This window comes from Pseudomonas sp. 7SR1 (genome assembly GCF_900156465.1).
In the GTDB taxonomy this organism is placed as follows: Bacteria; Pseudomonadota; Gammaproteobacteria; order Pseudomonadales; family Pseudomonadaceae; genus Aquipseudomonas.
Genome location: NZ_LT707064.1, coordinates 2136734 through 2161252 on the forward strand (window position 1 = coordinate 2136734; position 24519 = coordinate 2161252).

The 24519-nt window shown below is 60.3% G+C and carries 18 protein-coding genes and 1 tRNA gene; 3 read left to right on the top strand and 16 right to left on the bottom strand.

The genetic code is table 11. From position 1 onward, the window contains the following. The 8 genes from BW992_RS09655 to rpsU form a co-directional block, all read right to left on the bottom strand. A complete protein-coding gene (locus tag BW992_RS09655; RefSeq protein WP_076406083.1) occupies positions 1-1683 on the bottom strand; it encodes a flavin monoamine oxidase family protein in 1683 nt (560 codons plus the stop codon). A gap of 180 nt (positions 1684-1863) precedes the next feature. Then, positions 1864-2325, bottom strand: coding sequence for an Lrp/AsnC family transcriptional regulator (locus BW992_RS09660; RefSeq protein ID WP_072389758.1), 462 nt, complete (start codon positions 2323-2325; stop codon positions 1864-1866). A 35-nt stretch (positions 2326-2360) separates the two neighbouring features. After that, positions 2361-4841 (bottom strand): hypothetical protein, encoded by a 2481-nt coding sequence (locus BW992_RS09665; protein WP_305955625.1) that lies wholly within the window; start codon positions 4839-4841, stop codon positions 2361-2363. 144 nt (positions 4842-4985) lie between these two features. Then, positions 4986-5062 (bottom strand) — tRNA-Ile (locus BW992_RS09670). 15 nt (positions 5063-5077) lie between these two features. Next, positions 5078-8821 carry a bifunctional diguanylate cyclase/phosphodiesterase gene (locus tag BW992_RS09675; protein WP_072431955.1) on the bottom strand — a complete coding sequence of 1248 codons (3744 nt, stop codon included), beginning with the start codon at positions 8819-8821 and terminating at the stop codon, positions 5078-5080. 125 nt (positions 8822-8946) lie between these two features. After that, positions 8947-10794: an RNA polymerase sigma factor RpoD gene (gene rpoD / locus BW992_RS09680; RefSeq protein WP_072389752.1), complete on the bottom strand. Its 1848-nt coding sequence runs from the start codon at positions 10792-10794 to the stop codon at positions 8947-8949. 67 nt (positions 10795-10861) lie between these two features. Continuing rightward, complete coding sequence (gene dnaG, locus BW992_RS09685; RefSeq protein WP_076406085.1) at positions 10862-12820, bottom strand: DNA primase; 1959 nt, start codon at positions 12818-12820, stop codon at positions 10862-10864. Between the two features lie 480 nt (positions 12821-13300). Continuing rightward, complete coding sequence (gene rpsU, locus BW992_RS09690) at positions 13301-13516, bottom strand: 30S ribosomal protein S21 (RefSeq protein ID WP_002551877.1); 216 nt, start codon at positions 13514-13516, stop codon at positions 13301-13303. 199 nt (positions 13517-13715) lie between these two features. Here rpsU and tsaD point away from each other — a divergent pair, with 199 nt between their 5' ends. Further along, positions 13716-14741: a tRNA (adenosine(37)-N6)-threonylcarbamoyltransferase complex transferase subunit TsaD gene (gene tsaD / locus BW992_RS09695; protein WP_072431956.1), complete on the top strand. Its 1026-nt coding sequence runs from the start codon at positions 13716-13718 to the stop codon at positions 14739-14741. Positions 14742-14749: 8 nt separating this feature from the next. On the opposite strand, the gene plsY is transcribed toward tsaD, so the two are convergent. Further along, entirely contained in the window at positions 14750-15319 is a 570-nt protein-coding gene (gene plsY / locus BW992_RS09700) for a glycerol-3-phosphate 1-O-acyltransferase PlsY (protein ID WP_072389742.1), read from the bottom strand. 74 nt (positions 15320-15393) lie between these two features. On the opposite strand from plsY, the gene folB reads away from it, so the two are divergent. Continuing rightward, positions 15394-15747 carry a dihydroneopterin aldolase gene (gene folB / locus BW992_RS09705; RefSeq protein ID WP_072389739.1) on the top strand — a complete coding sequence of 118 codons (354 nt, stop codon included), beginning with the start codon at positions 15394-15396 and terminating at the stop codon, positions 15745-15747. Further along, entirely contained in the window at positions 15738-16256 is a 519-nt protein-coding gene (gene folK / locus BW992_RS09710; protein ID WP_076406087.1) for a 2-amino-4-hydroxy-6-hydroxymethyldihydropteridine diphosphokinase, read from the top strand. Before folB ends, folK begins: the two co-directional genes overlap by 10 nt. A gap of 145 nt (positions 16257-16401) precedes the next feature. Here the strand turns inward: folK and BW992_RS09715 are convergent, their stop codons facing one another. The 7 genes from BW992_RS09715 to apaG all read right to left on the bottom strand — a co-directional run bounded on the left by BW992_RS09715 (position 16402) and on the right by apaG (position 24480). Continuing rightward, a complete protein-coding gene (locus BW992_RS09715; RefSeq protein WP_072431957.1) occupies positions 16402-17628 on the bottom strand; it encodes a multifunctional CCA addition/repair protein in 1227 nt (408 codons plus the stop codon). A 64-nt stretch (positions 17629-17692) separates the two neighbouring features. After that, on the bottom strand, positions 17693-19258 hold the full coding sequence (locus BW992_RS09720; RefSeq protein WP_072431958.1) for a SpoVR family protein: 1566 nt from the start codon (positions 19256-19258) through the stop codon (positions 17693-17695). Next, the gene (locus BW992_RS09725) at positions 19255-20526 is read right to left on the bottom strand and encodes a YeaH/YhbH family protein (RefSeq protein ID WP_072389725.1); all 1272 of its coding nucleotides are present in this window, start codon (positions 20524-20526) and stop codon (positions 19255-19257) included. Before BW992_RS09725 ends, BW992_RS09720 begins: the two co-directional genes overlap by 4 nt. Before the next feature lie 113 nt (positions 20527-20639). Further along, positions 20640-22562, bottom strand: coding sequence for a PrkA family serine protein kinase (locus BW992_RS09730; RefSeq protein WP_072389720.1), 1923 nt, complete (start codon positions 22560-22562; stop codon positions 20640-20642). 299 nt (positions 22563-22861) lie between these two features. Then, on the bottom strand, positions 22862-23191 hold the full coding sequence (gene glpE, locus BW992_RS09735) for a thiosulfate sulfurtransferase GlpE (RefSeq protein ID WP_072431959.1): 330 nt from the start codon (positions 23189-23191) through the stop codon (positions 22862-22864). A gap of 33 nt (positions 23192-23224) precedes the next feature. Continuing rightward, positions 23225-24100 carry a symmetrical bis(5'-nucleosyl)-tetraphosphatase gene (locus BW992_RS09740; RefSeq protein ID WP_072389714.1) on the bottom strand — a complete coding sequence of 292 codons (876 nt, stop codon included), beginning with the start codon at positions 24098-24100 and terminating at the stop codon, positions 23225-23227. After that, positions 24100-24480, bottom strand: a complete 381-nt coding sequence (gene apaG, locus BW992_RS09745; protein WP_072389711.1) for a Co2+/Mg2+ efflux protein ApaG — start codon at positions 24478-24480, stop codon at positions 24100-24102. The genes BW992_RS09740 and apaG overlap by 1 nt, the downstream gene beginning before the upstream one ends. Between the last annotated feature and the right edge of the window lie 39 nt (positions 24481-24519).

Here is a 24519-nt window from a genome sequence, read left to right on the forward strand (position 1 = left end):
TCATTCGGGCAGGGCGATCGGGCCGATCTCGTCGAACACGTCGCCAGGACCCGGGTTCTCGGGGTGAGTCTCACCGCCAAAATGCTTCATGATTCCCCACACGGCATTGAGCGAGGTCTGTACCGCGCCTTCAACCCAGGCCGGTGTCCATGAGACGTCATCGCCAGCGATAAAGATCCCTCGCTGTTCGGCCGGCATGTCATCCTGCATGAAATGTGCGTACATGCGCTGGTTGTAGCGATAGTGGCCGGGCAGCGCGCCCTTGAATGCCCCGAGGAAATGCGGGTCGGCTTCCCAGGACACGGTGATCGGATCGCCGATGATGCGCGCGGCGATGTCCACCTTGGGGTAAATCTTCTTCAGGGCATCCAGGGCCAGCTTCACGCGTTTCTCCACCGGGTGCGGCAACATTTTCAACGCATCGCTCATCCAGGAGTACGAGAGGCAGATGACGCCCGGCTTGTCATCGCCGTTGTCGAACAGGTAAGTGCCGCGGGTGAGGCGATCGGTGAGGGTCATGCTCATCAGGTCGCGGCCGGTTTCCGGGTCCTTGTCCTTCCAGAACGGCCGGTCGACCATGACAAAAGTCTTCGACGACTGCATGTAGCGGGTGCGATCCAGGGCCATCCACATTTTCTGCGAGAACAGCGCCTCCTCACATTCGATCTGGGTGGTCAGCAACCAGCTCTGGCAGGTGACCAGTACTGCGGCATATTCACGGGTGTCCCCCCACACGTCGGTCACGCTGAAGCGACCATCTTCGGCGCGAGCAATGCGTTTCACCCCGCTGCGAGGCGCCCCCAGGTGCAATGAACTCAGGCTGGTGCCCTGCGGCCAGTGCACACAACGCTCCGGCACATGTTTCCAGATACCGTGGGGCACTTGCTCGACGCCGCCGACCACCAGGTGCTGATGGTCATCGCAGTTGGTCATCACCACACGGAAGATTTCCAGCATCGAGTTGGGGAAGTCGGAATCCCAGCCACCGGTGCCGAAACCGACCTGGCCGAATACCTCGCGGTGCTGGAAAGAAAGTTTGGCGAACGCCTTGGAAGTGGCGACGAAGTCGTAGAAGGTCCGATCGTCCCAGAGAGGCACCAGGGTATTCCACAACTCCTTCAGGCGTGGCACGTCGCGGTCGCGAATGGCCTGCTGGATCTCGCTGAAGCGCGAGCCGTCCTCCAATGCATCGGCCCAGGCGTCGGCCACTTCCTGGAACAACGCAGGAAGATCCGCCATTTTTTCTGCGTAGTAGGTCTGGCCCTCCAGGTCGATGACGGTGCTGCCGGAGGCTGGGGTCAGTGGGTTGGGGAAGGGCTTGGTCTCCAGGCCCAGCTTGTCGACATAGTGGTAGAACGCGGTGGACGACACCGGAAAGCGCATGCCGCCCAGCTCGGCGATCACGCCTTCGGCACCGTTGAATGCCTGGGAGCGCAGGCGCCCGCCCATTTTCGAAGCCTCATAGACCACGGGTTTGAGGCCAAGCTTCATCAGTTCATAGGCCGCCACCAGCCCGGCGATGCCGGCACCGACGATCGCCACTTCAGCCCCCAGGTTGTGGGCCGGAATACTGCCCAGGCCGGCCGGATGCTCGATCCAGTCGTCAAAGGCGAAGGGGAAGTCCGGTCCGAAAATGGTGATGGGTTTCTTGCCGTCTGCGGGGTGGCGATTGTTCTTGTTCATGGCTGACCTTGATGGCGACTCGACGCGGTATCGCATCTGAGTATAGGAAAGATGGCAGCCATTCTAGAGAGCGTGAAACACGTTAATAAGACGCAATGTGTCGTCGTTTTGAGCGCTGTCCAGTCATTCTGACGAGTTAAGAGAAGCTAATGACGAAAAAGCTTCGAAGAGGCGAGGGCTTCAGACCGGTTGGCCCCGATCGATCTTGCTGCTGAGGATGATCGAGGTGGTGGTTTTTTCAACCCCATCCACGCCACCGATCTGGTCCAGCAATTGATCCAGCTGCTCCGGTGAGTCCGTGCGCAGCCAGGCCACGTAGTCGAATTCGCCACTGACTGCGCACAGCTGCTGGACCTGGGCCATGGCACTCAAGCGGCGCAGAACATCCTTGCCCGAGCGTGGCTGCACTTTGATACCGACATAAGCCTGCAATCCTCCATCGACCACCCGCTGCCCCAGGCGTACACCGTACCCGGTGATCACCCTGGTCTTTTCCAGCCGCGCCAGCCGCGAGGTCACGGTAGTGCGGGCGATGCCCAACTGCCGGGCAAGCATGGCGACACTTTCCCGGGCGTTGATCTGCAGGGCCGCGATCAATTGGCGGTCGATTTCGTCGAGGACGGGAGGGCGGGTGTCAGGCAAGGTGGGCTCCGGTGCGGGTATCGATGGTGGGCATGTTACAGGCTCTTGTGCTCGAAATAGCCAATGGCTGGCCGAGTCAGTGCTCGCCAGGCCGGTGCCAGATGGACTTGCGAAGCCCGAAGCCAGAAACCGTCCTCGCAGACCAGTTGCTCCGCAGGCGATTGCAGCAAGCTTTCCAGGGAATAGACCTGGACCGAACCTGCATCGTCGTCCCCTTCGGCTGCCCAATCCCGCTCGAAGCAGCGTACCTGCAACCGGTCTTGGTCGAACCCTTCGAACAGTGGGCGGTTGCCCAGCCATTGTCCATGCACTCGCAAACTGTGCGCCTGGACATCGAGCAGCAGCAATTGCCAGCCCCGGTAGCTTGCGCAGAGCTCGGTCACATCCGTCCTGAGGGAGGTCAGGGCCAGATAGCGGCCATCCTTCGACCAGATCATCGAAGGCGCCAGGTCGGTCAAGGCGCAGCCGGACGCCGTCAACAGATGGCCTGCGAGCCGAGGCGTATCGGCTCGTACCCAACTGTCGGCATATTCCGTCTCGCTGCCGAACAACCAGGCGGCATCTTGGTGATCGGGTGCGGGCTGGATGAAATCGCCGTCGGCATTGGCAACTTGCGGACGATCCACCAGGCGCCAAGGGGCCACGCTGGATAGCTGCGAATCGGTCACCTGCAGCTCCACTGTGTTGTAGAACAGCCGGTAGCGGTCGTTGGGGAGAAAGAACCCAGGGTCATCGCCGATGGGCGGCGCAGGGCGGTTGAAACGTCGCAGTGCAGTGCTTTCCAGGCCCTCGTCGAGCGCACCGGCAACCACTGCCAGGCTCAGCCGTCCATCACGAAAATCAAGTATTCGGGCCGCCCACATTCCGGGGCCTTCCATCAGGCGGCGATCCTTCACATCGACCACTACCGCATGGGTAGCCAGGGGTGTCGACTCGGTAAAGGGCAGCAGTGCCAGATAGCGTCCGCAGCCGCAGACCCGGTGATCCAGCCGCCAGCGCCCCGGCAATTGCCAGTCGCCGATCTGGCAGCGGTAGGCTCCGAGACCTTCTTGGCTGTCGCCAAGCCAGATCAACTGGGCAGGCACACCGTCCTGCAGGGGCTGCGTTTCGATGAACGAATCGCCTCGTCGCCCCTGGCTGTCCAGCGGCATCGCGATGGTGGTGCGGGTCAATTGGAATTCAGCGACTTGCACACGACCCTGGGCGTCGTGGCCGGCCTGGATGTCGGTATCGCTGTGAATGCTGTCGAGGCGGTAGCCGTGGCGGCCGGAGCCTGGGCGAGGATAGTCTAGGTATGACGCGATACGCACATGATTTGCATCGAGGCTCGACACCTCGTACCAATAAAAAGAGGGTTCTGCGTCACTGCCTATCCAGGGGGCGGGGAGCGCTCGCCAGCCCTGGTCCTCATGCCACAACCAGTATCGGTCGCCATCCCGGCTGTCGGGCTGCTCCCGGGCCTTGCACACCAGGGCGCGCTGGTCGGAGCTCCACACCAGCGGGGCATCGGCGGCCATGATCAAGCCGCAGGGGTGCCCGTCGATGCTGATGGTGTAGCGTGGAGAAAGCAGTGGCTCCAATGGCTGTGGCAGGTCGCGAAACGTCGAGGGCAGGGAGAGGCTGCCTGCCAGGCAGTGCTGTCCATTCGCCGAGCGCCGCTGGAAGGTACGCACGATGTCGTTTGGGTCCCACTCCAGCCAAAGGTCGGCCATGGGGACCAGATCGACCCTACTGGCGGTCTGCAACAACTCATCGAGTCGACTTTGGCGAGCGCTGTTATCCACCAACGGGTTGTAACGGCCGCTCAGTCCGTCGAGGTCCAAGGCGTCCAGTTCCCAGAACTCACTGTTGTCGCAGCGATACAGCTGGCGCTGCTGACGATCCAGGACCACCAGCCCCCAGCGCTGCCGGGACGGCACTGTCGCCGCGAAGTAACGTCCATCGCTGGAAAACAGCGCCGAGGAGCCAAGGCCTTGCAGGAGTACGCCATCGGGGAACAGGTAGTCGCAATAGGTGGGGCCACCCATGGCGATTTCCCCCTGGTTGAACGTCCGTATCGGCTCGCCCTCCGGGGTTTGGGTCGGCTCGGCCCCTCCCCAGGCGCTCGGCCCGGTGACGGACTTCGCTGCCAGGCCAAGCCGTCGCTCCCAGGTGCTTACGCAAGCGAGCCCAGCGAAAATGATGACGATGGCCGCGATGATGCCCCACACCTCGGGCAGCGCCCTGCCCACGCTGAAACCAAGGCCGAACACGGCGCTGATCATCAACCGCGCAAGACCCCGCCCAATCGATAAGCGACCCAGGCGCGCCGCGAGGCCCATGAGCAAACCGAAGAGCAGCACCGCCAGGAACGCCAGCGCGGGAGGCATCAGGGCGACGAAAAACCCAGGCACCAAGAGGATGCCGAGTTGCCAGAACAGCTCAAGGAAAAGTCGGGGGAGGGTAGGCGTGGCGATGATGGCAGTCTCGTTGAAAGGGTAGGCCGTCGAGGGATCTATAGTGGTTGATCGAGCCATCCCCGGACAATGCCGGGAAGATGGCTTTTTTCGAAAAACGGGTGTGGACATTCTGAGGGCGAATCAGGCCGAGCCGGAATGCGACGAAGCCTCGAAAGCCGAACGCCGGAAACGCGAAAGCCGCGCAATGCGCGGCTTTCAAGTTGGTGGGCCCACACGGACTCGAACCGTGGACCAAAGGATTATGAGTCCTCTGCTCTAACCGACTGAGCTATAGGCCCTCAGTAGGCCGCGGATTATAGCGACGGTTTCTCGGCTGTGCTATCCGAAAAATCCGATACGGTCATGCGTAGAAACGTCGCGGCGAACTCTTCGGCGCAGAGGGGGAGGCTGATGATGTAGCCCTGGATCTGCTCACAGCCTTCTTCGGCCAGGAATTGCTGCTGGGCCAGGGTTTCGACGCCTTCGGCGATGATGGAGAACTGCATGCTGCGGCCCAGGGCAATGATTGCTCGTACGATGGCCACATCGTGGGGGTCGTCGGGCAGGCCGCGGACGAAGGACTGGTCGATCTTGAGGATGTCCAATGGCAGGCGCTTGAGGTAGCTCAGGGAGGAATAGCCCGTGCCGAAGTCATCGATGGCCAGTTGAACGCCAAGCTTCTTCAGCTGGTGCAGGACCGTCAGGGCTTCTTCGGCCTGGCTCATGATGAAGTTTTCGGTAATTTCCAGTTGCAACAGGCCGGGCTTGAGATGGTGCTCCCGCAGCAATTGCTCGATGCGTCCCAGCAGGTTGGGTTGGCGCAGCTGGGCCCCGGCGAGGTTCACCGAAAGCGGGCCGAAGCTCTCGCAGGAGCGGTTCCATTCACACAGCTGCCGGCAGGCGTGTTCCAGCACCCAATCGCCGATTTGCAGGATCATCCCGTTCTCCTCCGCCAGGGGAATGAAGTGCTCTGGAGGCACATCGCCGAATGTGGGGTGAGTCCAACGAATCAATGCCTCGGCACCTACCAGTCGGTTGTCGGCGAGGCTGATCTTGGGCTGGAAGGACAACGACAACTCGCTGCGCTCGATGGCCCGCCGCAGCTCGTGTTCCAGGGCCACGCGTTCGCTGGCCTGGGCGGTGAGGTCGCGGGTATAGCTTTCCACCCGGTTGCGACCCTTGGCCTTGGAGCGATACATGGCCGCATCGGCGTTCTTGACCAGCGTGGCGACATCGCAACCGTCCTGGGGATAAAGGCTGGTGCCGATGCTGGCGCTGATGAAAAATTCGTGCTCGCCGGCCTGGAACGGCGCGGCGAAACAATTCAGCAGCTTCATGGCGATGTGTTCGGCGTCGCTGGGTTGCTGCAGCCCCGGGAGCAGGATGATGAACTCGTCGCCGCCCAGCCGCGCCACGGTGTCGATGTCCCGCAACTGCTCGCGCAGGCGTACGGCAATGCCCTTGAGCAGCAGGTCGCCGACCGGATGCCCGAGGCTGTCGTTGATGTGCTTGAAGCGGTCCAGGTCCAGAAACAGCACCGCGCCCTGACCGCCATTTTCCTGCTGGCTGTTCAAGGCCGTGAGCAAACGGCTTTCGAACAGCGTGCGATTCGGCAGCCCGGTGAGAGGGTCGTGGTGGGCCTGGTAGTCGAGTTTGGCCTGGGCATGCTTGAGGCTGGAGATGTCAGCGAATACCGCCACGAAATGGGTGATTTGCTGATCACGATTGCGTACTGCGCTGATGGTGAGCCAACTGGGGTACAACTCGCCGTTCTTGCGCCGGTTGGAAATCTCTCCCTGCCAATGCCCTTCCGCCGTCAGTTGATGCCACATGGCGGCATAGAACGCGCTGTCGTGCAGGCCAGAAGCCAATAAGCGCGGCGTATGGCCCAGGGCCTCGGTTTCGCTATAGCCCGTGATCTCGGTGAAGGCGCGGTTCACGGCGCTGATGTGTTGCTGTGTATCGGTGATCAACACGCCTTCTGCCGTGCTTTCGAACACCGTGGCGGCCTGCTGCAGTTTTTCCTGCATCAGGTGGCGTTCGGTGATGTCCCGGGCGATGGTCAGCATGCAGTCCTCGTTGCCGATCGGCAGTGGGCGGCTGGACACCTCACACAGTCTTATCTGCCCGTCGTTGCGACGAATATGGCAACTGAAATCCCTCACGAAACCATCCCGCTGCAGCAGGTCGAGCATCTGCTTGCGTTCGTTGAGGTTGACCCAGATACCCAGGTCCAGGGTCGAGCGGTCCACCGATAGCGCGCTGTTGAAGCCAGTGATACGACTGAAACCTTCATTGACCTCAATCAGCAGGCCGTCGCTCTGGCGGGACAGCAACAGGCCGTCGGGTGAGGCATGGAAGGCCTTGGCGAATTTCTCCTCGGAAATCTGCAGTTGTTGCTGGGTTTGCTTGAGCTGGCTGATGTCACGCACCACCACGACCAGGGCCGGCGTCGTGTCGAGATCGAAGGGTTCGGCGGAGATCAGGCCGGTGAATACCTGGCCGTTGCTACGGCGAAAGGGCATCTCCAGGTTACGGATGCTGCCGGCCTGCAAACGCTGCAGCAGGCCCGGGCCGACGCCCTGGATGCCCCAGATGTTCAGTTCGGTCGCGGTCTGGCCTACGACATCTTCGGCACCCAGGCCGATCTGTTCCTCGAAGGCCTTGTTGACCTCCAGCAGGCATCCATCCATCAGGCGCGCGATCACCAGGATGTCCGGGCACTGCCTGAATACCGACGCGAATTTCTGTTCCGAGAATCGCAGCGCCTCCTCGGTGCGCTTGGCTTCACTGATGTCGATCATCAGTCCGCGCATCACCGGTTCGTGGCCGTGCTGGATCAAGCTGACAATATCCCGAACCCACAGGCAGCGGCCATCGGCGGTGATCACTCGGTAATCGATGCAATGGTCGCGGCCGGCGAGTACCTCCTGGTCGCAATAAGTCTGGGCGCGGATCAGGTCGGCGGGATGAATGATGTTGCGCCAGAACCCCGGGATCAACCAATGGGCCAAGGGATAGCCGAGCAGGTCTTCGGCGTGGGGCGACACGTAGCTGTAGGTGAAATCGCTGACCCTGGCTTCCCAGGCTATCGCCGAAAGGCTCTCCACCAGGCCGCGGTAGTGGTATTCGCTGCTGCGCAGCTCCTGTTCCAGTTCGACTCGGCGGGCGATCTCCGAGCTGAGGCGACGGTTGATGCGGATCACCACGGCGAGAATGCCGACCAGGATCAGCACCCCGGGCAAGCCGTAGAACAGCAGGTCCGACCAGAGCTGTCGATAATCGCGTACGTTGCCGATCCACTTTTCCTGGATTTCACTGACTTCGGCCGGGCTCATGTCCGCGATGACCTTGTCCAGGATGCTGACCAGTATCTTGTTGTCACGCGGAACGGCCATCGCCAATTGATAGCGATAAGGGGTCTCGCCGCTGACATATAGCCCTTCCAGCTTGAGCTGGCGCAGGCTCCAGACACTGGACGCCAGGTCGCCCACCACAGCATCCACCTGGTCGGTTGCCAGGGCCTGCAGGGCTGAGCTGACGTTAGGCAGCGCCACCAGATTCAGGTCGGGATGATGGTTGCGTAGCAGTTCGTGAGGGGCATAGTTTTCCACGACGGCGATTTTCAACCCATACAGATCCTGGAGATCATGAGGCTGGGCTCCGCCGCGGTGGGACAGGATCACTATCGGGAAGTCGAGGTAGGGCCGCGTGAAAGCCAGGTAATTCTGGCGCTCCGGGGTGGACATGATGCCCGGTAGCAGGTCGATCTTGCCCTGTGCCACCTGCTCCAGCACGGCGGTCCAGCTGGCTGGCTCGATGGGCGTGAGCGTGACGGCGAGCCGCTCCCGGATGACGTCGACGTAATCAGCGGCCAGTCCTTGATAGCGGCCTTGGTCGTCGCGAAACTCGAACGGTGGCCATGACGCATCCACGCCCAGGCGCAGGTTGGGATGGTCCTTGAGCCAGCGCAGCTCTTCGTCGGTGAGCGTCAACGCGCCAGCCGTTGCGGTCCAGGTCAACAATGACAGCAAGAGCATGGCCGTCAGTCTGGGCATCACGGTCTCGTCATGATTTTGGGGAGGATGTTTCGAGTGTAGACGGGCAACAGGGTAGGGGGCGTAACGGAGGGGATTTTATCTGCACATGAAAAAAACCCCGGCAGGGCCGGGGTTTTCCAGGGTCACTCGTCGAGGAAGGAGCGCAGGTGCTCGCTTCGCGTCGGGTGGCGCAACTTGCGCAACGCCTTGGCTTCGATCTGGCGAATCCGCTCACGGGTCACGTCGAACTGCTTACCGACCTCCTCAAGGGTGTGGTCGGTATTCATGTCGATCCCGAAGCGCATGCGCAGTACCTTGGCTTCCCGGGCGGTGAGGCCGGAGAGTACTTCGCGAGTCGCTTCCTTGAGGCTCTCGACGGTGGCGACATCGATCGGAGACTGCATGGTGGAGTCTTCGATGAAATCACCCAGATGGGAGTCTTCGTCGTCACCGATCGGCGTTTCCATGGAGATCGGCTCTTTGGCGATCTTCAGTACCTTGCGGATCTTGTCCTCAGGCATTTCCATGCGTTCGCCCAGCTCTTCCGGGGTCGGTTCGCGACCCATTTCCTGCAACATCTGCCGGGAAATGCGGTTGAGCTTGTTGATCGTCTCGATCATGTGCACCGGGATACGGATGGTGCGGGCCTGGTCGGCGATCGAGCGGGTGATCGCCTGACGGATCCACCAGGTGGCATAGGTCGAGAACTTGTAGCCGCGACGGTATTCGAACTTGTCCACCGCCTTCATCAGGCCGATGTTGCCTTCCTGGATCAGGTCGAGGAATTGCAGGCCGCGGTTGGTGTACTTCTTGGCGATGGAAATCACCAGACGAAGGTTCGCTTCGACCATCTCTTTCTTCGCGCGGCGGGCCTTGGCCTCACCGATCGACATGCGACGGTTGATATCCTTGATCTCGGCGATGCTCAGGCCGGTTTCGGCCTCCAGCGCGCTCAATTTCTGCTGGCAACGGATAATGTCCGGTTGCAGGCGGGCAATGGCTTCAGCGTATTTGGTCTTGCCTTTGGCCAGGGCATCGGTCCAGCTCTCGTCGACTTCGTGGCCAGGGAACTGACGCAGGAAGTCGGCACGCGGCATGCGGGCATCGCGAACGCACAGCTGCATGATCGCGCGCTCTTGCTGACGCAAGCGATCCAGGGCACTGCGAACACGTTCGACCAGGCCTTCGAATTGCTTGGGCACCAGCTTGATCGGCATGAACAGCTCAGCCAGCGCCAACAGCTCGGCAATCGCCTGCTTGTTGTCACGCCCGTGCTTTTTCAGCGCCTTGCGAGTGATTTCCATCTGCTCGGCCACGGCGCCGAAACGCTGTGCGGCGATGACCGGATCGGGACCGCTTTCGGCCTCTTCCTCGTCTTCGCTGGCTTCGGCGTCCTCGTCATCACTGTCGTCGTCGGCCTTGTCGACTTTCGCGTCCAGGGGGGGCGGTACTTCGGCGGCGGGCGGCGTGGTGCCGTCATCCGGGTCGATATAGCCGCTCAGGACGTCGGACAGTCGACCACCTTCAGTGGTGACGCGGGTGTACTCGGAGAGAATATGGTCAACCGTGCCAGGGAAGTGCGCGATTGCGCCCATCACTTCGCGGATGCCTTCTTCAATACGCTTGGCGATTTCGATCTCGCCCTCGCGTGTGAGGAGTTCTACCGTACCCATTTCACGCATGTACATGCGCACGGGGTCGGTGGTGCGACCAATGTCGGTCTCGACCGCCGCCAACGCTGCTGCCGCTTCTTCCGCGGCCGCCTCGTCGGTATCGGCGTCGGCCAGCATAAGGGCATCCTTATCTGGCGCAACCTCGAATACGTTGATCCCCATGTCGTTGATCATGCGGATGATGTCTTCCACCTGTTCCGGATCTGAAATATCCTCCGGCAGGTGGTCGTTGACCTCCGCGTAAGTCAGGTAGCCCTGCTCACGACCCAATAGGATCAACTCTTTGATACGAGACTGCTGTTGCGCTTTTCCGGACATAACACCCTATCCACTGAAGGTCTTGGCGGGCAAAAAACAAGCCGAGGATTATACCTGAGCTGTGACCTCACGCGCCAGTTGAGGTCGGGTTTGATGCGCAAACATTGCGGCTGAGTAAGTCGCGCAATTGGTTTTTCTCTTCGCTGGTCAACTCGCTCTGACGAGCTTTTCGCAGAAGCTGCTCCAGGTTTCGCTCGCGTTGGCGGGCGGACAAGCTAGTAATGGTGTCGAAAAACTGTTGTTCAAGGTTATCTCCATCAATCAGCCATTCCTTTTCGGCCAAGGCCTTCAACAAGCGCCCCTGCTCCGTACCGTGCCACCGTGCGATTAACTGGAAGGAGTTCAACCGGGGGTTCTTCTGCACGGCTTCAAGGAGTGCGACCAGTAATTGCGTGTTGCTGTGGTCCTCGGCGGCGAAGTGCCCCGCATCCTCGACCTTTTCGGCCAGTTGCGGGTGATGCAGCAGGGTGCGCAGGGCGGCCAGCGTCGGAGGTTCGACGGCGGCCGGCACGCGCGGGGCACGTGGCTGGTCGCGATCACCGCGCTTGCCGTTCTTGTCCCAGTGTTTCTTGTCCCATTTCTTGCCACCGCTGCCGGTTTTCTTCGGCGTCCATTCCTGTTGCGGCGCGTAGTCCTGTTGAGGTTGATGATAGTCGGCGAAATCCGGCATCGCGTCGTAATCGATGCCTGGGTCATAAGCCGGTGGCGCCTCCTGTGGGACGCTGTGGGCCATCTGACTGACGGTCTCGCTACTGAGCCCGGTGATTTCGGTAAGCCGCTGGCGCATCAGCGTGCGCAGGTTGGCGCCGGGCACCTTGTCGATCAACGGCGCTGCAAGCGTGACCATGTGGGCCTTGCCTTCGAGGGAGCGCGGATCGGCTTCTTCGGTCAACTGCTGGAAAAAATAATCGGCCAATGGTTGTGCGTGCTGGTTGATCCTGGCGCGGAAGGCGTCGGTCCCTTCGGAACGCACCAGGGTGTCCGGGTCCTCTCCCTCGGGTAGAAACAGAAAGCGCGCCCGGCGGCCATCCTGCAGGCTCGGCAATGTCGCTTCCAGTGCGCGCCAGGCGGCATTGCGGCCGGCCTGGTCGCCGTCGAAGCAGAACAGCACACTGGGCACCACGCGAAAGAGGCGTTTCATGTGCTCTTCGCTGGTGGCTGTTCCCAGGGTCGCCACGGCATTGCGCAGGCCTTGCTGAGCCAGGGCGATAACGTCCATGTAGCCTTCCACGACAATGATCTCGTCGAGGTTGCGATTGTTCTTGCGCGCCTCATACAGGCCATAGAGCTCCTGGCCCTTATGGAATACCGGAGTTTCCGGCGAGTTCAGGTACTTGGGCTTGTCGTCGCCCAGGACACGGCCCCCAAAGGCGATGATTCGTCCCCGAGTATCACGGATCGGAAACATTACCCGATCGCGGAAGCGGTCGTAGCGCTTGCCGGTCTCGGCATTCTCGATCAGCAGGCCCGCGTCGATCATGGCGCGCTGCTGGAGCGTGTCGCTGCTCAAGTGCTTGTACAGGTTGTCCCAGCCGGGCGGGGCGAAGCCGAGGCCGAAGTCCCGGGCGATTTCGCCAGTCAGGCCGCGGCCCTTGAGGTAATCCACGGCGGCCTTGCGAGCCGGATGGCTTTTGAGGGCCTGGCGGTAGAAGTCGGCCGCGGCGGTCAGCAAGGGGTACAGCGGTGAATCCGTTGGTTGACGCGGCTTGCGCGCTCGACCGCTTTCCTCCCGAGGAATCTCCATGCCAGCGGCTTTGGCCAGTTCTTCGACCGCCTGGGGGAAATCCAGGTTGTCGTGGTCCATGATGAAGCCGAGGGCATTGCCGCCAGCACCGCAGCCGAAGCAATAGTAGAACTGCTTGTCGGGACTGACGCTGAAGGAAGGGGTCTTTTCTTTGTGGAACGGGCAGCAGGCAGTGTAGTTCTTGCCGGCTTTCTTCATCTGCAGGCGAGAGCTGACCACGTCGACAATGTCGGTGCGGTTCAGGAGGTCGTCAATAAAGCTCTGGGGAATCAACCCGGCCATGGCGTTCTCGTCGTCACTGCGTGAAATAAGGCCCCGAAATCGGCAGGCGCAACCGGTTCAAGATCTAGAGGCACTGTTGAAGCGGTGGCTCGACCGGGTCATCTGCGTCATTGCTGTCGGGAAGTGTATCTGCCGATAATCCACTGACGTTAATTACTGTCAGTATTCGACGGTCTGAATAATATTGCGCTGAGTCCGGTAACGGCCGGTCAGGCCTCGGATAGCTCATGGAGCGGGCACGCAAGCAGGTGCCTTGGGCTGATCGTCGTTAGAGGAATCAGGGTGTGCTCGTCAGTAGCCTCGGAAGGCTCGTCAGGAGAGACGTGCACCGCTGGCCAAAAAGCCAGGTCTGACGCGGTAAAGCAGTTGTCTCGGTCGCGTCTGCGGCTTTGACGATGAAACTCAAGCGTTGTTCCGCAAATGCCATAAGCCCGGCTTGAGGGCCGGGCTTGGCAGAAGCTTGCTACGAACGTCTGTGTATCAGTACAGACGTACGGCGCGGCGCTGTTCGCGCTGAACTTTCTTGGCGTGACGCTTAACAGCAGCTGCTGCTTTGCGCTTACGCTCGGAAGTCGGCTTCTCGTAGAATTCGCGGCTACGAACTTCAGCCAGAACACCGGCTTTTTCGCAGGAGCGCTTGAAACGACGCAGAGCTACGTCGAAGGGTTCGTTCTCTTTTACTTTGACGGCTGGCATCCAGAGCTACCTTCATTCATTACCGGGGTCAACATCCTCGCGGCAAAAGAGCACTTGAAGACGTCGGTTTTTAAGGGTTGCGGATGTTAACCCCTCAACGCTCGGAATGCAAAGCCTCTGATCGAAAACCGCTGGTCGGGGCACCACGCGGCGACTATTATGCGCGCCTTCGAATTCAGCCTCCACAAGGCGCAAACCCATGCTAGTACTGGGATTAGAAACTTCCTGCGACGAAACCGGCGTCGCGCTTTACGACAGCGAACGCGGCCTGCTGGCCGATGCGCTGTTCAGCCAGATCGATCTGCATCGTGCCTATGGTGGCGTGGTGCCGGAGCTGGCGTCCCGTGATCATGTCAAGCGCATGCTGCCCTTGATTCGCCAGGTCCTGGCCGAAGCCGACTGCGCCCCAACCGAGATCGACGCCGTGGCCTACACCGCCGGTCCCGGCCTGGTGGGGGCCTTGCTGGTGGGCGCCTCATGCGCCCAGGCACTGGCCTTTGCCTGGGGGGTGCCGGCCCTGGGTGTGCATCATATGGAAGGCCACCTGCTGGCGCCGATGCTGGAGGCGCAGCCGCCGGAGTTTCCGTTCGTCGCTTTGTTGGTCTCCGGCGGTCATACGCAGTTGGTCCGGGTCGACGGCATCGGTCGATACGAGCTGTTGGGCGAATCCCTGGACGACGCGGCCGGTGAGGCTTTCGACAAGACCGCGAAGATGATGGGCCTGAATTATCCTGGCGGCCCTGAAATCGCCCGGCTTGCGGCTCAGGGCGTGGAGGGGCGTTTCGTTTTCCCGCGCCCGATGTGCGACCGACCCGGACTGGATTTCAGTTTCAGCGGCTTGAAGACCTTTGCCTTGAATACCTGGCAACAATGCGTTGGCGCCGGGGACGACAGTGAGCAAGCCCGTTGCGACATCGCGCTGGCGTTCCAGCAGGCCGTGGTGGAGACTTTGACCATCAAGTGCAAGCGCGCCCTGAAGCAGGCCGGGCTCAAGCGCCTGGTGATCGCCGGTGGAGTCAGTGCGAACAAGGCCTTGCGGCTCTCGTTGGAGAAAATGCTCGGCGACATGAAGGGCGACGTTTACTACGCGCGGCCGCAGTTCTGCACCGATAACGGCGCGATGATCGCTTTTGCTGGATGCCAGCGACTGCAGGCCGGCCAGCAGGAAAGCCTGGCGATCAGCGTGCAGGCGCGCTGGCCCATGGAGCAGTTGTCGCCCCTGTGAAGCGTCATTTAAAAATGCCGTTCGCGCCCGGCGAAGAGGTCGCGTAGATTGCCCCGATGGCGCCAGACGATCAGCGCCACGAGCGCTGTCATGGGCAACAGGGCCGCCGGTTCCTGCCAGGCCAGCAGCGGCAGGGTCAATGGTGTGGCGATCAGTGCGGCCAGTGAGCTGGTGCGGGTCAGGTAGAACATCAGTAGCCAGGCCGAAACGGCCAGCAAGGCGGCGGGCGGGTAGAGACCCAGCAACATCCCGGCGGCGGTGGCGACACCCTTGCCGCCGCGAAAGCGGAAGTACAGCGGGAACAGGTGGCCGATGACCGCGCAGACACCGATCCAGGCCTGTTGCTCCAGGGAAAGCCCTGCAAGGCTGGCGATCAGGACCGGTACAAGACCTTTGCAGAGGTCGCCGAGCAGGGTCAGGATGGCAAGCTTGCGTCCGGCCAGGCGCAGCATGTTGGTGGCACCGGCATTGCCTGAACCACTCGTTCGCGGATCGGGGCGACCCGTCAGGCGGCTGAGCAAAATGGCGAAGGACAGCGAGCCGAGCAGGTAGGCGAGGATCGCCAGTAACCAAAACATGCTAACTATTCCGGGCGAGGACGCCCTGATTCTAACGGCGCATTGCGCCCTTGTCGTGCTGCGGAGAAGAGTGCTTGGACAGAGTGTTTATCGAGGGCCTGGAAGTCGACACGGTAATTGGTGCCTACGACTGGGAGCGAGACATCCGACAGTGCCTGCGGCTTGATCTGAGTTTCGCCTGGGATAATCGTCCGGCCGCTGCCGGCGATGACCTGAGCCTGGCACTCGATTACGCCAGCGTATCGTCACGCATCCAGGCATTTGCCGGACAGGCCCGGTTCCAGCTGGTCGAGACGTTTGCCGAACGCTTGGCCCAGGAGCTGATGGACGAGTTCAAGATTACCTGGCTGCGTCTGAAGGTCACCAAGCCTGGTGCCGTTCCGGCGGCCAGCGGCGTTGGCGTGGAGATCGAGCGCGGATGTCGCTGACACAGGTTTTTCTCGGGCTCGGCAGCAATATCGAGCGTGAAGCCCATTTGCGAGCCGGGCTTGAAGCCCTTGCGGGCTTCCTGGTGGACATTCGCTGTTCGGCAGTGTTCGAAAGCCAGCCAGTGGGCATCAAGAGCGGGCCATTCTTCAATTTTGTCGTGTCGGCCTTCACGGATCTGCCGCTGATGGAGCTGGATCGTCGTCTCAAGTTCATCGAGGCGGACAATGGTCGTTATGCGCCGGATCGCAAGGGGCTGCCGCTGGATATCGACGTGCTGTTGTATGGCGAGCAGGTGGGCAACTTCGACGGGCTGATCCTGCCGCGCGCGGAAATCCTCAAGAACGCCTTCGTCTTGTGGCCTTTATCGCTGATGGCGCCGAATCGGATACATCCGGGCGTAGGCAAGAGCTTCGCCATTCTGTGGGAAGAAGCCCAGATCGATCAGGTGCTGGCACCGGTGGCTTTCGAATGGCGAGGCCAGCAGCTTACGCCGTCGACCATGCTGTGAAGCGAACGTCGTTATCGTCCGCACGTTCTCACATCGATCTTCTCGGATGATACCGGTCAGGTGTTCAAGCGAGATCCATCGTGGGGAGCGCGCCTGATTGCGATAGATGGCTGCAGGGCCAATCCAACTTGCCATCACGCTTCCTTCAGCTCGCCGCTTCCTTGTAGGCTTTCAGTGCCTTGAGACGCTCGCGCTTGATCGCCTCACCCAGCTCCGGCCCCTTGAAGCCTTTTTCCAGCAATGGTTGCACCGCCACTCCACGGGCAGCGGCTGCTGCGCCCCGCAGGTAATCCGCCTGTGGATAACTTCTGTCTTCCAGCCCTTTGCGCCCCCGCGCATCCATTTCACAGGCGGCAATGAATTCCTCGAAGCGTTGTGGTCGGCGGTAAACGTCGAAACTCTGCAACAGCTCGAGCAAGGTGGACGCTTTCAATTCAAGCGCGCGATGGCCATGGGTATGGTATTGCCCAACCAGCAGCGCCAGTTCCTGGCAATCGCGTGGCGCCTTGAAGCGCTCGTTGAGCGCTTTGATCGGCTTCAGCCCCTTGTGTTCATGGGCGATGTGTCTTGGCCATTCGTGTTCGGGCGTAAGTCCTTTTCCCAGGTCGTGTAACAGGCATGCCCAGCGGACCGTCAGTGGTTGTCGGTGTCGAGCGGCCTGCTCCAGCACGCTCAACGTGTGCGCGCCGGTATCGATTTCCGGATGATGGGCCTCAGGCTGCGGTACGCCAAACAGCGCGTCCACCTCGGGCATCAGGACCCTGAGGGCCGTGCAGTCGCGCAACACCTGGATGAATACCTGAGGCTGATGTTCCATGAGCGCGCGGGAAATTTCCTTCCAACTACGCTCGGCCGTCAATGCCTCCAACTCTCCGGATTCGCTTAGCTGGCGCATCAGTTCGAGAGTTTCGTCCGCCACTTTGAAGCCCAGCGGGGCATAGCGTGCGGCAAAGCGGGCCACTCGCAGGACTCGGAGAGGGTCCTCGGCGAATGCGGGGGAAACGTGACGGAGCACCCGAGCTTCGAGGTCGCGCTGGCCGTGGTAGGGGTCGAACACATGGCCGTTATCGTCCTCGGCCATGGCGTTGATAGTCAGGTCCCGGCGAATCAGGTCTTGCTCGAGCGTCACGTCCGGGCTGGCGTGGAACACGAAGCCGCCATAGCCGCGGCCGTTTTTGCGTTCGGTGCGGGCGAGGGCGTATTCCTCTCCCGTTTTCGGGTCCAGGAAGACTGGGAAGTCAGCCCCCACGGGACGAAATCCCTTGGCGAGCATTTCCTCGGCGGTGGCTCCCACCACGACCCGGTCGATGTCCGTGACGGGAATGCCCAGCAAGCGATCGCGCACCGCGCCGCCGACTTTATAGATCTGCATAAAAAACCTCCGTTGACCCGACAGGATAACCCTTGCGCCCGGTCTTCGGAGGTGGAAAACGAAATCAAAGATGAATGACAGCCAGGTCCAGGCGGCCGTAGTCCCCCTCGGTTTGCTCGCTCCTGGGTGGTACGTGGTGGGTTTTCATTACCTGGTCACCCTGCAGGGTTTCCAGGTGGATGTCGAAGCCCCATAGGCGGTGCAGGTGCTTGAGCACTTCATCGGTCGAATCGCCCAGCGGTTTACGGTTGTGTGCCTGATGGCGCAGGGTCAGCGAGCGGTCTCCTCGACGGTCGATGCTGTAGATCTGCACGTTGGGTTCGCGATTACCCAGGTTGTACTGCGCAGCCAGGGTCTCACGGATGATCCGATAGCCACTTTCATCGTGGATGGCGGGCACCACCAGGTCATCCTTCTGATCATCATCGAGGATGCTGAACAGCTTCATGTCGCGGATCACCTTGGGCGAGAGGTATTGCAGGATGAAGCTCTCGTCCTTGAAGCTGCTCATGGCGAACTTCAGGGTGGACAGCCAGTCCGAACCGGCAATTTCAGGGAACCAGCGACGGTCCTCTTCGGTGGGGTTCTCGCACATGCGGCGGATATCGCGGTACATGGCAAAGCCCAGTGCGTAAGGGTTGATGCCGCTGTAATAGGGGCTGTCGAAACCAGGCTGGAACACCACGCTCGTATGAGAAGTCAGGAACTCCATCATGAAGCCGTCGGTAACCAGCCCTTCGTCGTACAGGTCGTTCATCAGGGTGTAGTGCCAGAACGTGGCCCAGCCTTCGTTCATGACCTGCGTCTGGCGCTGTGGATAGAAATACTGGGCAATCTTGCGCACGATGCGCACGATTTCCCGTTGCCACGGTTCCAGCAGCGGTGCGTGCTTTTCGATGAAGTAGAGAATGTTTTCCTGGGGTTCGGCCGGGAAGCGTGCGTTGTCCTTCTCGCTGTACTTGTCGGCGCCCTTGGGAATGGTCCGCCACAGGTCGTTGATCTGCTTCTGCAGGTGTTCTTCGCGGTCCTTCTGGCGCCGCCGTTCTTCTTCGGCAGAGATCGGATATGGCCTTTTGTAGCGATCCACCCCGTAGTTCATCAAGGCATGGCAGGAGTCCAGGAGGTCCTCCACCGCGTCGATGCCATGGCGTTCCTCGCATTGCATGATGTACTGCTTGGCGAACACCAGGTAATCGATGATCGAACTGGCGTCGGTCCACGTGCGGAACAGGTAATTGCCCTTGAAGAAGCTGTTATGGCCATAGCAGGCGTGTGCCACCACCAGCGCCTGCATGCAGATAGTGTTTTCTTCCATCAGGTAGGCGATGCATGGATCGGAGTTGATCACGATCTCGTAGGCCAGCCCCATCTGGCCACGAGTGTAGGATTTCTCGGTGCTCAGAAAATGCTTGCCGTAGGACCAGTGGTGATAACCCAGCGGCATGCCGACTGACGCGTAGGCGTCCATCATCTGTTCGGCGGTGATCACCTCGATCTGGTTGGGGTAGGTGTCGAGGGCATAACGATCCGCGATACGGCTGATTTCGCGGTCGTAGGCCTGGATCAGCTCGAACGTCCATTCGGAGCCGGTGGAGATTGGCTGGCGTTTCTGCTCTTTTTTGGCGGTCATGTCACTAACCTGCGCTGGAAGAGTTCACGGAAGACCGGGTAGATATCCCCGGCCGAGACCAATTGCTGTTGGGCAAATGTGTCGGAAAAGGCTTCGGCGATGCGTTCGTATTCGTACCACAGGGCCTGGTGCTCCCGCGGGGTGATTTCCACATAGGTGTAGTACTGGACGAACGGCATGATCTGGTTGATCAGGATGTCACGGCAGATCGGCGAGTCGTCGTTCCAGTTGTCACCGTCGGACGCCTGGGCTGCGTAGATGTTCCATTCATTGGCCGGGTAGCGTTCGGCCATGATCTCCTGCATCAGCTTCAGGGCGCTGGAGACGATGGTGCCGCCGGTCTCCCTGGAATAGAAGAACTCCTCTTCATCCACTTCCCTGGCGCTGGTGTGGTGGCGGATGAACACTACATCGATCTTGTCGTAGTTCCGTTTGAGAAACAGGTACAGGAGGATGAAGAAGCGCTTGGCGATGTCCTTGGTGGCCTGGGTCATGGAGCCGGAAACGTCCATCAGGCAGAACATCACCGCCTTGGAGCTGGGATTGGGCTGCTTGACCAAGAGGTTGTATTTCAGGTCAAAGGTGTCGAGGAACGGTACGCGGTGAATGCGTGCGCTGAGTTTCTCGATTTCCGCTTCCAGTTCTTGAATATCGCCGAAGTTGTCGGGTTCTTCGCGTTTCAAGCGGGCCAGTTCTTCCTTCACCTCCCGCAGTTTCGTCCTGCTGCTGCCGGACAGCGCGATGCGCCGGGCGTGGGCCGAACGCAGGGTGCGGATGATGTTGATCCGCGATGGATTGCCTTCGTTGCTGATACCGGCGCGCACGGTCTTGAAGGTGTCCGTGCCGGTCAGGTTGCGTTTGACCAGATTCGGCAGTTCCAGGTCCTCGAACATGAATTCGAGGAATTCCTCCTGAGTGATCTGGAAGACGAACTCGTCCATGCCTTCGCCCGAGTTTCCGGCCTTGCCGGGGCCTCGGCCGCCGCCTCCACCCGGTGGGCGGGGGATATGCTCGCCGCTGGTAAATTCCTTGTTGCCAGGGTGCACGACAGTCTGCTTGCCGCCGCGCCCATGATGAAGCACCGGCTCGTCGATATCGCGGCCGGGAATGCTGATCTGTTCACCGTGCTCCATGTCGGTAATGGAGCGGCGGCTGACCGCCTCTTCGACGGCCTTCTTGATATGGTCACGGTAACGCCGCAGAAACCGCTGGCGGTTCACCGTGCTCTTGTTCTTGCCATTGAGGCGTCGGTCGATCACGTAGCTCATGAGGAGCCCTCCGGGCAGCTTCAAGTTCTCAGCTTCAGGCTGCAAGCCGGGAGCGCAAGGGCGTAGAGCGCCCCTGCAGCTCGTGGCTTGAAGCCTGCCGCTGCTTCACTGCTTCACTGCGATTTCCGGACCCGCAGATACCACTCGGAGAGCAGTCGTACCTGTTTGTCTGTGTAGCCACGTTCAACCATGCGTGTGACGAAGTCGTTGTGTTTTTGCTGGTCCTCCTTGCTGGCCTTGGCATTGAAGCTGATGACCGGCAACAGATCCTCGGTGTTGGAGAACATTTTCTTCTCGATGACCACTCGCAGCTTTTCATAGCTGAGCCAGGTCGGATTCTTGCCGTTGTTGTTGGCCCGGGCGCGCAACACGAAGTTGACGATTTCGTTGCGGAAATCCTTCGGATTGCTGATGCCAGCGGGTTTCTCGATCTTTTCCAACTCCTCGTTGAGCGCAACGCGGTTAAGGATTTCACCGGTTTCCGGATCGCGATATTCCTGGTCCTGGATCCAGAAGTCTGCGTACAGCACGTAGCGGTCGAAGATGTTCTGGCCGTATTCGCTGTAGGACTCCAGGTAAGCGGTCTGGATCTCCTTGCCAATGAATTCGATATAACGCGGCGCCAGGTATTCCTTGAGAAAACGCAGATAGCGCTCACGGGTTTCGGCCTGGAATTGTTCCTGCTCGATCTGCTGTTCCAGCACGTACAGCAGGTGTACCGGGTTGGCGGCAATCTCGTGAGGGTCGAAGTTGAAGACCTTGGACAGGATCTTGAACGCGAAGCGTGTGGACAGCCCGTTCATCCCTTCGTCGACACCGGCGTTGTCACGGTATTCCTGGATCGACTTGGCCTTCGGATCAGTGTCCTTGAGGTTTTCACCGTCATACACCCGCATCTTGGAATAGATGTTGGAGTTCTCCGGCTCCTTGAGGCGCGACAGCACGGTGAACTGCGCCAGCATCTTCAGTGTGTCCGGAGCGCAATGGGCCTTGGACAGGGAGCTGTTGAACAGCAGCTTGTCGTAGATCTTCACCTCATCGGTGACACGCAGGCAGTACGGCACCTTGACGATGTAGATCCGGTCGATGAAGGCTTCGTTGTTCTTGTTGTTGCGGAAGGTATGCCATTCCGACTCGTTGGAGTGGGCAAGCAGGATGCCGCTGAACGGAATCGCTCCAAGGCCCTCGGTGCTGTTGTAATTGCCTTCCTGGGTGGCGGTCAGCAAAGGGTGCAGCACTTTGATCGGCGCCTTGAACATCTCGACGAATTCCATCAGGCCCTGGTTGGCCCGGCACAATGCACCCGAGTAGCTGTAGGCGTCGGCGTCGTTCTGTGGGAATTCTTCCAGCTTGCGGATATCGACCTTGCCCACCAGTGCCGAAATGTCCTGGTTGTTTTCATCTCCGGGTTCGGTCTTGGCCACCGCGATCTGGTTGAGGATCGATGGGTAGAGCTTGACCACCCGGAACTGGCTGATATCGCCACCGAACTCGGCCAGGCGCTTGGTCGCCCATGGTGACATGATGGTGTTGAGGTACCGACGTGGGATGCCGAAATCCTCCTCGAGAATCGCGCCGTCCTCGGTGGCGTTGAATAGCCCCAGGGGCGATTCGAACACTGGCGAGCCCTTGATGGCATAGAAGGGCACTTTTTCGATCAGTTGCTTGAGTTTCTCGGCCAGGGACGATTTACCGCCACCCACCGGGCCGAGCAGATAGAGAATCTGCTTCTTCTCTTCCAGGCCTTGGGCGGCATGGCGGAAATAGGACACGATCTGGTCGATGCATTCTTCCATCCCGTGGAAGTCTTCGAAGGCCGGATAGCGGCGAATCACCTTGTTGGAAAAGATCCGCGAGAGCCTCGAATTGGTCGAGGTGTCCAGCAGTTCCGGTTCTCCGATGGCCAGCAACAGACGCTCCGCAGCCGATGCATAGGCGCTGCGGTCCTGCTTGCAGAGTTCGAGGTATTCCTGCAGCGAGTATTCCTCCTGCCGCGTGGACTCGAAACGTTGCTGGAAGTGGCTAAAAATACTCATGACGTCACCTCGCTCGATACGTGGAGCCGGTGTCGGATCAATCAGTCGATGCTGGCCAGCCGCTGGGAATCCAACTGCCGTTTACCCCCCAGAATGCTTCCAGAATGCAGGCTTCTGAAAGCTTACTCCCGATGACCCGCGCGCCGGTGTACCGGCTCTCCCCTGTTTTGGATGGCCTGAGGCTAAGAATAGTTCGGAATCGGAGAGGCACAGGATGAATGCGTAATAAGTTATGGCAGACCGTTCGTCCGCCATCGCTCAAGCCCGCGGATTACGCGGGCTTGAGCGAACATAAAAAATTATTCGGAAGTGCTTTGCGACGTTTCCGCAGGATAGATCGTACGCCACAGCTCGAAACCTCCGTCCAGGCTGTAGACATCGCTGAAGCCCTGGCCGACCAGATAGGCGGCTGCGCTCTGGCTGGAATTGCCGTGATAGCAAACCACCACGAGCGGCGCATCGAGATCGGCATGGGTGATGAAGTCATGCAGTGAGTGATTGTCCAGGTGCAGGGAGCCTTTGATATGGAGAGCGGCAAAGGTCGCCGCATCGCGGACGTCGACCACTACGGCACCTTGTTCGCGCAGGGCTTGGGCTTGTTCTGGGTGGATGCGTTTGAATTCGGTCATGTAGGACTCCTGTGGCCTTGAACGCGGCGCCGCTCAGACGGCAGTGCCGACCGGCAATGGCGCCGTGGCCGGATGATGGGATTTGGCGTGCCCCCGCTCGTCGCAATCGCAACGCAGTCGCTCGCCCGTGTCGATATTCATCAAGGTCATTGCGCTGCCCCACACGCAACCGGTATCGAGGGCGAACACGCCTGGCTCGTCGCATTGTCCTTCTAGCGATGCCCAGTGACCGAAAATGATCTTAAGGTTACGGGTCTTGCGCTCTTTGTGTTTGAACCAGGGGGCGTAGCCGGGCGGCGCGGTCTCGATGCCTTCCTTGCTCTTGAGATCGAGCTTGCCGTCTTGTGTGCAGAAGCGCATGCGGGTGAAATAGTTGGTAATGACCCGGAGGCGGGCGGTGCCGGAGAGATCGTTGTTCCACTTGACCGGGTCATTGCCGTACATACCGTCCAGGAAAGGGATGAACAGGTTGTCGTCGCGCAACGCCTGTTCCACTTCGCCTGCGCATTTGAGTGCCTTGCGCAGGGACCACTGGGGCGGGATGCCGGCATGCACCAGCGCCAGGTTGCGCTGCTCGTCGTAGTGCATGAGTTTTTGCTGACGCAGCCACTCCAGCAGTTCGACGCAGTCAGGGGCGTCGAGAATTTCCTTCAGGGTATCGGATTTTTTCAGGCGCTCGATGTTCTGCCAGGCGGCCAGCAGGTGCAGGTCATGATTGCCCAGCACGCAAACCAGCGACTGGCGAATGCCATGGAGAAAGCGCAAGGTTTCCAGTGATTGCGGGCCGCGGTTGACCAGGTCCCCGACCAGCCAGAGGGTGTCACGCCCTGGGTCGAAGGCCACGCGCTCCAGCAGGCACTTGAGCGGTTCGAGGCAGCCTTGCAGATCGCCAACCGCATAGGTAGCCATCAGTGCAGCGCTCCGGGCACCGCCAGGCGGAAGGGCTTGATGATCGCGTCGAAGCGTTGGCCGTCCTCGGCCAGCATCTGATAGGAGCCTTGCATGGTGCCCACCCTGGTGGTCATCACGGTGCCGCTGGTATAGCTGTGGGTTTTACCGGCGTCGATCAGCGGTTGCTGGCCCACCACGCCTTCGCCGCGCACTTCTTCCACTTGTCCATCGCCGTCGGTAATGATCCAGTGCCTGGATAGCAGCCGGGCTGGCAGCGAGCCATTGTTGCGCACCGTAATGCTGTAGGCGAAGGCGAAGCGGTTGTGCTCGGGTTGCGATTGTTCCGCCAGAAAACGGGTGGTGACGCTGACGTCGACCTGGTAACGAGGATCGGACATGCAAAAAGGCCTTGGGCTTCGTATGGAAAATGCCTGCGC

Excerpts from the sequence above, each read along its gene's own strand:
- BW992_RS09655 (WP_076406083.1), bottom strand. The coding sequence starts at position 1,683 with ATGAACAAGAACAATCGCCACCCCGCAGACGGCAAGAAACCCATCACC.
- BW992_RS09665 (WP_305955625.1), bottom strand. The coding sequence starts at position 4,841 with ATGGCTCGATCAACCACTATAGATCCCTCGACGGCCTACCCTTTCAAC.
- BW992_RS09675 (WP_072431955.1), bottom strand. The coding sequence starts at position 8,821 with ATGCCCAGACTGACGGCCATGCTCTTGCTGTCATTGTTGACCTGGACC.
- rpoD (WP_072389752.1), bottom strand. The coding sequence starts at position 10,794 with ATGTCCGGAAAAGCGCAACAGCAGTCTCGTATCAAAGAGTTGATCCTA.
- dnaG (WP_076406085.1), bottom strand. The coding sequence starts at position 12,820 with ATGGCCGGGTTGATTCCCCAGAGCTTTATTGACGACCTCCTGAACCGC.
- rpsU (WP_002551877.1), bottom strand. The coding sequence starts at position 13,516 with ATGCCAGCCGTCAAAGTAAAAGAGAACGAACCCTTCGACGTAGCTCTG.
- tsaD (WP_072431956.1), top strand. The coding sequence starts at position 13,716 with ATGCTAGTACTGGGATTAGAAACTTCCTGCGACGAAACCGGCGTCGCG.
- plsY (WP_072389742.1), bottom strand. The coding sequence starts at position 15,319 with ATGTTTTGGTTACTGGCGATCCTCGCCTACCTGCTCGGCTCGCTGTCC.
- folK (WP_076406087.1), top strand. The coding sequence starts at position 15,738 with ATGTCGCTGACACAGGTTTTTCTCGGGCTCGGCAGCAATATCGAGCGT.
- BW992_RS09715 (WP_072431957.1), bottom strand. The coding sequence starts at position 17,628 with ATGCAGATCTATAAAGTCGGCGGCGCGGTGCGCGATCGCTTGCTGGGC.
- BW992_RS09720 (WP_072431958.1), bottom strand. The coding sequence starts at position 19,258 with ATGACCGCCAAAAAAGAGCAGAAACGCCAGCCAATCTCCACCGGCTCC.
- BW992_RS09725 (WP_072389725.1), bottom strand. The coding sequence starts at position 20,526 with ATGAGCTACGTGATCGACCGACGCCTCAATGGCAAGAACAAGAGCACG.
- BW992_RS09730 (WP_072389720.1), bottom strand. The coding sequence starts at position 22,562 with ATGAGTATTTTTAGCCACTTCCAGCAACGTTTCGAGTCCACGCGGCAG.
- glpE (WP_072431959.1), bottom strand. The coding sequence starts at position 23,191 with ATGACCGAATTCAAACGCATCCACCCAGAACAAGCCCAAGCCCTGCGC.
- BW992_RS09740 (WP_072389714.1), bottom strand. The coding sequence starts at position 24,100 with ATGGCTACCTATGCGGTTGGCGATCTGCAAGGCTGCCTCGAACCGCTC.
- apaG (WP_072389711.1), bottom strand. The coding sequence starts at position 24,480 with ATGTCCGATCCTCGTTACCAGGTCGACGTCAGCGTCACCACCCGTTTT.